The 12828-nt window shown below is 38.5% G+C and carries 9 protein-coding genes, 1 tRNA gene and 1 pseudogene; 2 read left to right on the top strand and 9 right to left on the bottom strand.

Features of this window, described 5'->3' with window-relative positions:
- From Ana3638_RS09760 to Ana3638_RS09750, 3 genes are read right to left on the bottom strand one after another with little or no spacing between them, the layout of a single operon-like run.
- Positions 1-144, bottom strand: coding sequence for a FeoB-associated Cys-rich membrane protein (locus Ana3638_RS09760; RefSeq protein ID WP_161837850.1), 144 nt, complete (start codon positions 142-144; stop codon positions 1-3).
- Between the two features lie 13 nt (positions 145-157).
- Entirely contained in the window at positions 158-2224 is a 2067-nt protein-coding gene (feoB, locus tag Ana3638_RS09755) for a ferrous iron transport protein B (protein WP_161837849.1), read from the bottom strand.
- Complete coding sequence (locus Ana3638_RS09750) at positions 2221-2448, bottom strand: FeoA family protein (protein WP_161837848.1); 228 nt, start codon at positions 2446-2448, stop codon at positions 2221-2223. The genes feoB and Ana3638_RS09750 overlap by 4 nt, the downstream gene beginning before the upstream one ends.
- 248 nt (positions 2449-2696) lie before the next feature.
- Here Ana3638_RS09750 and Ana3638_RS09745 point away from each other — a divergent pair, with 248 nt between their 5' ends.
- The gene (locus Ana3638_RS09745; protein ID WP_161837847.1) at positions 2697-3011 is read left to right on the top strand and encodes a hypothetical protein; all 315 of its coding nucleotides are present in this window, start codon (positions 2697-2699) and stop codon (positions 3009-3011) included.
- A 348-nt stretch (positions 3012-3359) separates the two neighbouring features.
- Here the strand turns inward: Ana3638_RS09745 and Ana3638_RS09740 are convergent.
- A tRNA-Pro gene (locus tag Ana3638_RS09740) sits at positions 3360-3434 on the bottom strand.
- Between the two features lie 169 nt (positions 3435-3603).
- Here Ana3638_RS09740 and Ana3638_RS09735 point away from each other — a divergent pair.
- Positions 3604-4239: an epoxyqueuosine reductase QueH gene (locus Ana3638_RS09735; RefSeq protein WP_161837846.1), complete on the top strand. Its 636-nt coding sequence runs from the start codon at positions 3604-3606 to the stop codon at positions 4237-4239.
- A gap of 136 nt (positions 4240-4375) precedes the next feature.
- Here Ana3638_RS09735 and Ana3638_RS09730 read toward each other — a convergent pair whose 3' ends face one another.
- The 5 genes and pseudogenes from Ana3638_RS09730 to Ana3638_RS09710 all read right to left on the bottom strand — a co-directional run bounded on the left by Ana3638_RS09730 (position 4376) and on the right by Ana3638_RS09710 (position 12703).
- Positions 4376-6130 (bottom strand): hypothetical protein, encoded by a 1755-nt coding sequence (locus Ana3638_RS09730; RefSeq protein ID WP_161837845.1) that lies wholly within the window; start codon positions 6128-6130, stop codon positions 4376-4378.
- Between the two features lie 326 nt (positions 6131-6456).
- Positions 6457-7272, bottom strand: a complete 816-nt coding sequence (locus tag Ana3638_RS09725; protein ID WP_161837844.1) for a BKACE family enzyme — start codon at positions 7270-7272, stop codon at positions 6457-6459.
- A gap of 86 nt (positions 7273-7358) precedes the next feature.
- A complete protein-coding gene (locus Ana3638_RS09720; protein WP_161837843.1) occupies positions 7359-8021 on the bottom strand; it encodes an aspartate/glutamate racemase family protein in 663 nt (220 codons plus the stop codon).
- Positions 8022-8036: 15 nt separating this feature from the next.
- A pseudogene (locus tag Ana3638_RS09715) lies at positions 8037-9490 on the bottom strand (four-carbon acid sugar kinase family protein).
- A gap of 159 nt (positions 9491-9649) precedes the next feature.
- Positions 9650-12703: a glycosyl hydrolase gene (locus tag Ana3638_RS09710; protein ID WP_161837842.1), complete on the bottom strand. Its 3054-nt coding sequence runs from the start codon at positions 12701-12703 to the stop codon at positions 9650-9652.
- Positions 12704-12828: the final 125 nt, after the last annotated feature.

The raw sequence follows: 12828 nt of genomic DNA, 5'->3' as shown, positions 1-12828 counted from the left end.
TTATTTTTCATCCATACATTTTATTTTAGAAGGGCAGTCGCCGCAGCCGCAGCTGCAAAACTTTCCTGCTTTTACCGCTTTTACTTTCTTATAAATAACGTAACCCGCATAGATTACAATTAATCCACCTATAATATATGGCATACTCTGCTCCTTTCTACAACAACAGACTTCCTACCTGAAAGACCAGAACCGCTGCCAGCCATGCAATAATCAGCTGGAAAAATATTGTGAACAAGGTCCATTTTACTGACTTTAATTCTCTTGCAATTACACCCATGGCCGCCGCACAAGGTGTATATAATAAACTGAAAATCATTAAAGCATAGGCATTTAATGCTCCGAAACCGGCTGGTTTTAGTATCTGTACCAAACTATTCATCCCCTCTGCCGAATTAATATTGGTAATGCCAAACAGCACACTGAAACTGGATACAACAACTTCCTTTGCCGCAAGGCCTGATATTAAGGCCACTGCTACCTGCCACAAACCCAAACCTGCCGGGCGTAACACAGGGACTAAATACCTGCCGAGTATAGCTCCAAAACTTTCCGACATATCCTCTACCATGCCATGAAAACCAAAATTCAGAATAAACCATATTATAATGGAAGCAAGAAATATAGTGGTCCCAGCCTTTGTAAGATAGTCTTTTACTTTATCCCATACATAGATTAATATGGTTCTTCCGTTGGGTGCTTTATACTCAGGTAATTCAATCAGTAATGTATTTATGACCTTATCCTGATTTTTGTTACTATCCAATTTATTCATTAGATAAGCAGTAAGAATACCAAGAATTAACCCGATTATATACATGGAAAATGCAGCAAGGGTAGCATATTTTTCAAAAAACATACTGGATATTAACACATAAATAGGTATCTTAGCACTACAGGACATAAAGGGCGTAATCATGATGGTACGTCTTCTGTCCTTTACATTTTCTAAAGTACGGGAAGCCATTACTGCCGGCACCGTACATCCAAATCCAAGCAGCATAGGAATAAAGGCTCTTCCGGATAAACCGATTTTACCCATCAGGCTATTCATGACATAGGCAACCCGGGACATATAACCACTGTCTTCTAAAAATGCCAAAGCCAGAAATAAAATAAAGATATTAGGCAAAAAGGTTAAAATACCGCCTACTCCCGCTATAATTCCATCAACAATCAGAGAAGTCAGCACATCACCTGTTCCGGTTACCGTTAAGAATCTAAGTACTATATCGGAGAATCCATTTAATACTATTTCAAATATGCCTTTTAACGCATCCCCTATTGTGAATGTTAAAAAAAAGACCATTGCCATAATAAAAAGAAAAATTGGCATTCCGAGATATTTATTGGTAAGTATTTTATCTGCCTTATCTGTTGCTTCCACTTTTTTATTTTTATTTACCAGAACTTCTTCAATGATTTCCTCTATAAAATCATATTTCTGGTTAATGATATCCGTTTCATAACTACGCTCCACAAGTCTGCCCAAATTCACCGGGTACTGTTTCATAATCTCTGTATCCTGCTCTAAGAACTTAATGGCATGCCATCTTACGTTATTCATATTGGGGTATTTTTCTTTTAATATTTTACAAATTTTATAAATTTTATATTCTAGCTCATCCGAATAAACAACGGTCAATTCTTTATGCTTTTTATTTGCGGGAGAATCTTGTTCTGTTATCCGTTTACCATGATGATGTTCCAGATTATTATCTTTTTCTTTTGATACATGATGAGCAACTGCATGCATTAAGATATCAAGACCGGTTTTCTTTCTGGCGGAAACAGGAATAACCGGTATTCCTAACATTTCAGGCAGCCGGTGGAGGTCAATTTCCATTCCCCGCTCCTCTACAATGTCCATCATATTTAAAGCTAATACTACAGGTTTCCCTAATTCTATTAATTGCAGGGTTAAATATAAATTTCTCTCTAAGCTGGAAGCATCCGCAACATCAATAATAACATCTACATCATTACCTAAGATATATTGTCTCGTCAGCTTTTCTTCCATGGTATAAGAGGTTAAACTATAAGTACCGGGCAGATCTACCAGTTTATATTTATGATTATGAAATCGAAAAACACCTTCTTTTTTCTCAACTGTTACCCCTGGCCAATTCGCTACTTTAAGCTTGGCTCCGGTATAAGCATTAAAAAGAGTGGTTTTTCCGCAATTTGGGTTTCCTACAAATCCCACCTGTAATTCTTCTTTCATCCGGCTGCCTCCTCGATAAAGATGGCTTCCGCAATCTTATTCCCAATTGCCAGCCTGGTTCCTCTGACTTTGAATACAACTGCACCGTCCGTATTCTGATTCAAAAGCTGTATTCTGGTGCCGCCTATTAACCCTAATGCTTCCAGTCTTCGTCTTACCTGTGTATCTAATTTTAAATCTTTTACAACATAACTATGTCCAATCTGTCCATCTTTAAGAGTCATAAACTGTTCACCTTTCCAATAATTTCTTATTGAGAATAATTATCATTTCCTTTTGAGTTTATTATAACTCCCTGGCCTTACAATGTCAACTCTTGTTGAATATTGTTTTCAATTTTAGCAAACCATTTTCTTGAAAATTATTTTTAATTTCACTTTGATTCCCCCTTGACTTGCTTTTATAGTTTCGGTATAATGATTTTGAAACTTTCGAACAAATGTTCTTTTTTTAGAATTGAGGGATAATCGTTATGTTTAATACTTCGTATTCCGTTGATTTTCCATCTGCTAATTCACAAAGCGGCATTCTTTACTCCAAACTGGAAACTGGAGTTATCGCTGCATTTAATCCTGCAGGAAAAATTAAACCATTATATTTCCAATATAAAGACCTGTACGGTGATGATAATAATATTAAAATAGAAAGCATTCTCTCGTCAAAGGAGGATCATTTTGCCGGTCTTCCCGTAATTGTCTATTCCTGTATGGCAATTATTCAAAATAGAAGGCTGCAGTGTAACCTACGGTATCATGTTACGGAACATTATTGGGAATTACTGTATTAACCGGATTTCCGGTTAGTTCCAATAGTTACAAGGTTATAAGTTCCCAACGTTATATTATTTATATAATATAAAAGAAAGCTTCCATGAATAGTCTAAAATAATAGTAACAACATTTGCTAAATACCTGCTTTAATTCCAGAACGTTGTACTAGTTTATATGCCTAATATTTTGATTCTATTCATACAAGCTCTCTTACATAAAAAAAACGACAGAATTAAAATAATTCTATCGTTCTAATCTGCCCTGTCGCTCTCTGATTATTTCTTTACATAAAAAATCGAGGCGACAAGATTTGAACGGGTTCTAATCTGCCCTGTCGCTCTCTGCTTATCTCTTTACATAAAAAATCGAGGCGACAAGATTTGAACTTGCGACCTCTGCGTCCCTAACACAGCGCTCTAGCCAAGCTGAGCCACGCCTCGATTGTTACCCTGCGAAATATCTGTTGATTTTCACAGTAGATATATAATATAATATTCTGAGACAAAAATCAAGTAAAATTTTTAATTTTATAAAATATTTGAAAAATTACTTGAAAAAATTATATTTATATAGTTACCTGTTTTTATACAACCAACATGGAGGTCCGTTATGGATATACAGAGAAATTATCAAAAAGAATTGGATAAGCTTATTTCTGAACTGGTTAAAGATAATAAAACCCCCAGGCTGTTATTACACAGCTGCTGTGCTCCCTGCAGCAGTTATGTATTGGAATATTTGTCCCAGTTCTTTCATATTACCATATATTATTATAATCCAAATATATCATTTGAAGAAGAGTATCAAAGGCGTATTGAAGAACAACAGCGCCTGATCCGCGAATTACCGGTTAAAAATCCTATTGATTTTCTTCAGGGCAACTACGAACCTGAACGTTTCTATAAAATAGCAAAAGATTTAGAAACATCCCCGGAAGGCAGTGAACGGTGTTTTCGTTGTTATGAACTTCGCCTCACAGAAACAGCCAAACTGGCCAAAAATAAGGCTTATGATTATTTCACCACTACCCTTTCCATCAGTCCTCATAAAAATGCGGCCAAATTGAATGAGATTGGCGAGAAATTGGCTCAGAAATATGATACCCCTTACCTGATTGCTGATTTTAAGAAAAAAAACGGTTATAAACGTTCCATTGAACTTTCCAGAGAATATCAGCTTTACCGTCAGGATTACTGCGGTTGTGTTTATTCCAAAACCAACAGGGAGTCTCAGGGTAATATGTAAATATGGTAAATCAGTTAAACTAAAATCAAATCTGCCTTAAAATTGATTTAATTGTTCTAATATAAAAGGCTATTGCAAAATTATAAAATATCTTGCAATAGCCCATATTCCTTATCTAAGGGCAACCCCGGTAATACTAATCAAAATCCTTTGTACTTCCCATATAGAGAGGGACTTTTCTTTTTGGTACTTTATCCAGAAGTTTAATATCTTTATAAAGAGGATAATATACTCCGCTTGGCGATATGCTGATTACATTATCTCCTGCCCAATTCGTTTCATATACATCATCCACAGCTGTTTCGATTGTCTTTCTCATAATAACCGGGAACTGCACCTCAATTTCTTCATCCTGTCTTACATCTTGAAGTTTTATGAAGCAGTTTTTAACCCATGGGAGTTGTCTGGCATTTATACTCTTTTCTTCGCCGCCTGTACTTCTCTTTACGGTAACTGCTCCGTAAGGCACATACTCCGGAATTCTTATACATAATTCTTTCATATCTGTTTTGGCTGTAAGTTCAACTTTACCTTCATGAGGAAGATAACTGTATACATCCACCCATTTGGAGGCTTTATTTAGAAGCATATTCACACTTACTCTGCCTCTTTCTTCCGTAACGATATTATTCCAGCCGTTATAAAGTCCTCTGGCACCGGAAGCAACACAGCAAACCTGAACATCCATAATATGGCCACGGCCTTTTAACCCGCTGTAAACAAAATCATTTGGTGCGGAATAACCGGCAAAAGCACCCCTTAATCTGTCTGCCACTTTGTAATAAGTTTTTTCCTGTAAAATATCATTCTCTTTCGTGTCAGACTGCTTAATCCAGCTTGTATCAAGGAGCTGGGCTTCGGTAAGCTGATTACGTAAAAATCTCTCTGCCTTGCCCCAATATTCCGGATATCCGTTTTTCGCCAGGGTAATGGCTGTACCGATTGCGTCTACTAAAGTACAGGTTTCATGTTCGTATCCCTGATCCTCTAAATCACCGGGTGTCCAGCCAAATGACGTGCATTTTGACAGCCCCCAGTCGTAACAGCGTTTTACCCAGTTCATTAAAAATGCATCATGAGTAAATTCCGCATATCTGGCTAAAGAAGCAATGGTTCCCATACGGGTATGAAAATGTCCGTTACGGTATCCAAGCCCTGCATTCCAACTACCGTCTTCGCCAAATGCACCGCTTCTGTAAACGATATTGGATACAAAGTTTTCGCATAATTCCAGCGCATCCTGATTTCCTGTTATCTGGTGATAACGAATTAAGGGATTTACCTGTCTTCCCCACATAGCGCAAGGGTCCGGGCAGAGTCTGGTAACCACGGCATCAAAGGATGGCCACCCGTGTTCCGTATACTCCGACGCAGGGTAATACCAGGAGGTTCTTTCTTTTCGTGCTATTCTCTTTAATGCCGCAACATGCTGGTCCGCACGATGTTTTATAGCTTCTTCTTCCGTATCGATGAACCAGGTTGTAAGCCCTAGCAATACGGCTCTCTGGTCGATCATGGAAGCACTGTCTTCAAATTCAGCATCACATGACTTCACAAATTCTTCAGAAAAATTATTATAACGATAACTTAAGCCATCTTTACGAAAGAAAGAAAGCAGGTTTTCCTTATAATGATTTTCGATTTCTCTTCCTTCTTCTGTCCCTGTCATAGCTCTGACCAGGGTCATGGAATCTACCAAACGTCCATGGCTGGAACCATAATCCCAGTTACCATGGCTCATCCATGCAGGATCAGATGCGAAGAATCCGCTGAAAAACGGAATATATCCTTTATCCTCATCGGCAACACCTATCATTGCATTTAAGGCGATTCCCGCTCTCCCAGCTAAATCAAGGGTATCCGGAACATTTTTATTCTTATTGATCGGCATAATTTATTTTCTCTCCTTTTCTATCTTTATCTTAAGTAATTGCGAAACTTCACTATTATATCTATACACCATGCAATTAATATAATTTCAGAGCCAAATCTGTCCCAGAGGGCAACTGAAGCTATGAAACAAGTATCAATTTGTATGGTATATTCAAAAAACTATATAGTTTCCCAATTACCTATATCTTTATCTAATAGGATTCGAGTATCAAAAGGCTCTCAAATAATAACTGATGAATACGGTGAATCTAGATTCAATTTTGTGTCCAATTTTATTTAACTGCGGCCTGGCCGGGGGTACTGCTCATAGTTGAAGCGGGTGCTTTAGGATAATGATTCTATGGGTGCAATACGCAATATATCTCTGGTTTCTTTTGGAGTAGCAGGTTCTAAGCCCATAACCCGTATCAGATGTACCAGTTTCTCCACTACCTGATAATTATATTCTGCATCGGTATTCTCATCCAGATAAGGACTGTCTTCAAAACCAATCCTTACCACTGTTGCTCCCATGGCAATCGCTGCTGCAAGAAATGTCCAATTATCCCTGCCAAAATGAGTAACCCCCCATAAACAATCCTGAGGTACAAAGGAACGAAAAGCAGTCAGCGCTTCTATTGTGGGCTGCATTCCTCCCATATGCCCAAATACCAGATTAAAAAGTACAGGATCATGGAACGGAGTTCCCTGTCTCACCAGATTGACGTTATTTATCATTCCGATATCAAATACTTCAATCTCAGGCAATATATTTTTTTCATAACACACCTTGGCGAGGTAGCGGATATCATCAAAGGAATTGATATAAACTGCTTCCCCTAAATTCGTGGTACCCCCGTTTAAGGATGCGCTTTCTACCTTACGATAATTTAAAGGATTACATCTCTCCTTAATAGTCATATTGGAAATGCCGCCGGTAGAGGCTTGGACTACCACATCCCTTTTACGGGTAATGGATTCAAACAATTCTGTAATAACTGCGATATCCGGTGTAAGTACACCCTCCATGTCCTTACAATGTATATGGCACATTCCCGCACCTGCATCGATACTCTTTGCTACATCCTCTGCAATCGCTTCTATATGAACCGGTGCAGCAGGTCCCGGAATAGGTGCTAAAGAAATAATAACTTTTCTCATAATAAACCTCTTTCCTGAATATCAAATTTTCGTTATGATACTCGTTTAACAGTTAACAAATTCATTTCTCAACCTGTTATCTGCATCTATTTTGATTGTAACATAGCTTCTCTTGCAGCTTCATAACTTAAACGTCCGAATTTCAGCACCGGTATTTTATATTCCGGATGCTCCACCAAAGCCATGGATATCTGAGCAAATACAACCACATCCACTTCATTTACCAACTTATCCAGTGCTTCCCTAACCTTATCATCATGGAGTGCACGGTTACCATCCATTAAGGCTTCAAAAGCACCATCCGCCACCTGGATCTTTACCTCTGCTTCCACGCCGGCCAAAGCTGCTTTCTCTAGTATGGTCTGCTTCACCGGCTCAGCGCTGGTTGCAAGAGAGGAGAGGATGCCGATTTTTCCACCGGATTTTACTGCCATTTCAGCCACCGGTTCTTCAATACTGATAACCGGAATGGGAATCATATTTCTAATTGTTTTCGTAACCGTGTTGACGGAAGTGCAGGTCACCAGAATAACATCGGCGCCGGCATCTGCGGCACACATCATATATTGGTACATTCTTCTTGCTACTGCCGGTGTGGCATATCCTGCTGACTGGGTTTCCTTAATGAGAGAACTGTCCGTAATATCCATTTGTTCAATCTCAGGATGTTCTTTTAAAAACGGTTTGGTAAACGGATCGGACATTAATTCCATAAATTTATCCGTGGTATGCAAAGTACATAATTTCATAAAAACTCCTTTCTTCTAATGGCTAGCATGTTTTTGCCAGACTATTCCCAATGTTTGTACCACTTCTTTCAGTGTCTCCTTATTGCCTACATTTCCCGGGAAAATAATATACGGAATACCCGGAAATTTACTGGTTGCGTCTGTTTCCCAGACCGGGATGCCTGGTTTAACCTGTCCTAATACGAGAGCTTTTTTTACCAGCAAAGCTTTAACTCCGATATCGCTGGAAGTAATTCCTCCTTTTGCAATTACAAAACTTGGTTGTACCGATAATCTTCCCACAAGAGCCTGGACAGCTTCCGAAATTTTAACAGAGCGAAGCAGTGCTTCCTTAGGTGTATCATTCTCCAAAACAAGTAAGGTACGTTTTGTATAAACAACTGCGGTTTTACCATCTTTAATCAGTAATTCAGCCTTTTGTACAACGCGGTCTACTTCTTCCTCTAATTTATCCTGAAGTACCAAATCGGAATCGAATTCAATAAAAGTTATGGCTTCCAACCCTCTTAATTCATTCAGCTGTTCCGTGGTTTTTGACGTATGGGATCCTACAACGATAATTCCGCCGTGTTTCACTTCGTTTTTTATCATATCTCTTCCGGTTAAAAACGGTTTCTCCGTAAAACCGCCCATTACTTTTATAAAAGAAGCAGCTGTTCGAAACATAAAATTCTTACCCATATTCAGCACTCTGTAGAGAGCAATGCAGAAAACTTCCACATCCTGATAGTCCAGGGCGTTTACGATAACCTTATTAAAATCTTTTACCGCTAAAAGCTGTTGTACAATATATTCAATTTCCAGGTTTCTAAGGCTTTGAAGACTTATACTTACCACTGAGACGGCCTTATAATTTCCCCCGGTTTTCTCCTCAACATATTCACTTAAGTCAGATTTCGTATATCCAAAGGTTTTATCTTTCGCAAACTCTGTTTCACCTGCCGGTACCAGCTTGCCCTCGTAATTAACATAATGAATGTCGTCTATGGTAAACCGGCCGCCTTCTTTGAAAAATGGAAATAGTATTTCCCCATCTGTTTTCTTTCCCGTTTTCTCTTCAATCCGGTCTTTTAGTACCTGGGTTTCTAAAGGGAAATGCCCCCGAAGGGTGGAATCTCCACGGCTGATAATAAGAAATTCCTGTCCGGTCTCCCCCGAAACAGTCATGATATTATCTGCAATTTCCATATGGACTTTTATGGTCTGGCTTTCTGTTAAGCTTCTTGAATTGGTTAAAAGATAGAATACGGGTTTTGGTGCCTCAAACCCTTTACGAATGCTGTCCACGGACCAATCGGTAAAAACATAAGTATCATGAACCGTTTGAACTCCGGTAGGGTCATCGTCCAAAACAATAATTTTTTATTAAACTTTGTTATCTCTTTCGCCAGTAATTTTTTAATCTGTACAGCCTCATATTTTGGATTTTCATATTTATGTATCATCTCTTTCAGTAATATGTATTCCATTTCGCTTCCTCCTTTTTTATTAAGTAATTGCGAAGCAGGATTATTGTTATTTATATACCATGCAATTAACACAATTCTAAAGCTGGATCTGGCCCTAAAAGCCACTGAAGCTTTCGAATTCGTATTAATTGCAGAATGCATTCAGAAAACATTTCGCAATTACCTGCCAAAGCCAAATTCTACGAAACAGTAGGAATCCGTCCAATAATTTTTGGTCCTGTCTAATATCTCCGTTGCATCCGCTTCCGACTTACGTTCTACCCAGCTCCATTTACCGGTAAAACTTTCCGGTCCTACATTATAGCACTCTCCGTCTATGTGGTGATGTGGTCCCAGCAGATTACGGTTGGAAGCAAATAATTTTAATACAATCTTATTTTTCCCCTCTATAACGTAATCAGTAATGTCGGCTTTGTAAGGTGCCCATAAGGAATGTTTCACTAACTTATCATTTATGTAGATTTGGATAAGAGGTGCTTTTTGCTTGGGAAAGTTTAACACGGTTCTTTTACCCTTTTGGAAAGCGATAGAAATCCATTGGCTTAATTCTAATTCGCCCGCAAAGAAAGTCAGGCCGCTTTTGGTGAATTCATTTGTTTCAAAACTTACCGGCTGATCTATGATAGTAAAAGGCCCGTCGGTAATCATGGCATTTCTTTCAAGCGGCTTATAAGTAGATTCACTTATTACGCCAAAATCACCTAATAAATAGATACTTTCCAGTTCAATATCATAGGTTATTTTATTCTTTTCTGTCTCATAAACGTTTTTGCCGTAAAGTACATCATAAACTTTCTGCGGCTGCTTAAAAGTAGTTTTTAATACTATTTCATTTTTTCCATTTTTAATAGCCGGTTTAATGTTTATCTTTTTGAAAGTCTTGTCTTTCCAATAACCGATAACTTCATATACTATGGACTTTCCGTTAACCTGAATGGAGTAAATAGAAGCATCCTCGACTACGGCATAAAACTCTTTATTTTTATTTAAATCCATGTTTAAGTTAAAATGAAAATACAATTCCACATCACAGGGCCTCTGTAAGTCCATTACTATATTCTGCAATTTAATTACCGGAACCGGTCCGTTTAATTCCCCGCCGTCTATGCGGTAAGTACAACAGTCTAAGGTCATGGAGTTTAAATCCATCCGGTCTACGTCCCAAAAACTGCCTAAATTCACTAATTGGACGTCCTTTTCTTCTTTAATATATTCCAGTTCATTTTCCAGGTCTTTCGTATCCTCCGTAAGAGTGATAAGATAGGACTGCATCGGCTGGAACGTAAGGGAAAAGCAGGTATTTCCATCTATGGTATGATGCGTAACTTCTTCCGTTTCACCGGATTCTGCAATTAACCTTGTTACTTTGGCGTTTTTCCCGAATACCGTAATATTCGTGTGATACGAATCCGCCTGGTTATGATTTACCATAAACAGTAAGGTTCCGTTTTCCGTTTCACGCTGTTGGTAGGTTATACTTTGTACTTCCTTTTCCTTTTCCGTAATACTGAGAGTCACCAGGTTTTCCTGTATCATCAGATCACGGATATTATCTATGGAAGCTTTTCTTATTTTAGCCTCTAATAAAACCAATTCTTCCGGTTTACCATTGGTAAAGGTTGGGAAAGCACCCAGACTGAATACGGTTCCTCCGTTTTTTATAAAGGTAAGAAGTAATTTTACCGTGTTGGCATCAATGGCGTACATATGGGGTAAAATGACGGTCCGGTAGGAGGTATCTCCAATAACAAAGCGGTCTTTCTCCACTTTTCCATGCCTTTTCATTATGGTTTCATCACCATAATGATAACTGATATGATTTCCCGATAAAATTTCAGAAACTTGGGTAAAAGCGTTATCCAGTGCTATGATTTCTTCGGTTCTGGTACCGTCAAATGCAATGTAACCGCTGCGCATAGGATGTAACAATACAACATCCGCAGTCTGGTTTCCTTCCGATAAGGCAACACATAACCTTGCCAGATAGTCATTAAACTGCTTATATTCTTTCCACCAGGTCTGCTGTATGAATAAAGACGGCGGATAATCCCTCTTACGGGAACCTTTTATGGTATACGCCTGCAAATGCTGGCAGATCTGATTTACTCCATTTACAAACTGCCACTCTGCTATCCACTTTAATTCTTCAAAAGATACATTCCATCCACATAAAGCAAAGGATTCGGTCAAAACCTGTTTCTTTCCAAGCTGGCAGGCTACGGAGCCAACCTGTTTGCCGATGACAGGGGAAGATATGGTTCTTCTTAACCAGTCGATTCCGGGTACATGAAGATATTCATAAAACGGCATAACTCCGGCGGTACTGGTCATCTGGCTGAAAATGCTCTCTTCCATCATAATATGCCCTGTTGCTTTACACCTGTGCTCCTCACACCAGTCGTATATTGTTTTCATATAATTCTGTACAAACATTTCGCTGACTAATTCCCAGAAGTCATAACGGTATTTTTCATAATTCGTAAATTTCTTGTATAATGCCGGAATATGATCCCGTATATCATAACCATATTTTTTAATAAATTCGCTGTTCATGTCATCGGACCAGGCAAGATCACCGAAATTATTACAGGTAAGTCTGGGTTCATCGGTAAAAAAACCTTTGATGTAACTGCCAAAATCTTCACCGAATCTTTCGTAATATACATCATGAGTACATTTTAAGAAAGCCTCCACTGCCCTTTTATTCATGGTATCGATATAATAGGGATTGGTATGTCTTCGGATAGCTAATAATTCTTCTCCCGCCTGGCAGATATAATTCTCATTTAAATCCATTCTTTTATAGGAATTATACTTGGTATCATAGAGATACAGGGCAATCATAGCTTCTTTTTCTATGGTTTCGGTAGTATTATGACTTTCCATTGTCATAAACTTTGCGTGATAATCAGAGGAAAGGGCGGGAACGATACCTCCGGCAAAACCGCTAGGCCATCCCTCTTCATCATAGACCCATACATCAAGCCCAACTTCTTTTCCTTTATCTATACCGGTCTTAATACACTCAAACCATTCTTCACTTAAATACTCCACTTTTAAACCGGATCTGGCATGCATAAAATATCCGCCCAAACCGGCTTTTTTCATTTCCTCTATCTGATATTGCAGCTCTTCCTTTTCCAATTTGTCATTCCAGGACCAGAAAGGAATGGGCCGGAATTGATTGGAGGGATTTTGAAATTCTTTTATCATATTTAAACCCATCGCATATCACAGGCTGTCTGCGATATTGCCACTTATATAAATGAGTGAAAGAATACACATGTGGCATCCTTCTTTTCCAAATTTTCTTTCACTCTTCCCAATATAACACCGCT

It is taken from the genome of Anaerocolumna sedimenticola (assembly GCF_009931695.1).
Lineage (GTDB): Bacteria > Bacillota > Clostridia > Lachnospirales > Lachnospiraceae > Anaerocolumna > Anaerocolumna sedimenticola.
The sequence above is the reverse complement of the archived record's forward strand: the minus strand, read 5'-3'. Positions and strand labels throughout refer to the sequence as shown.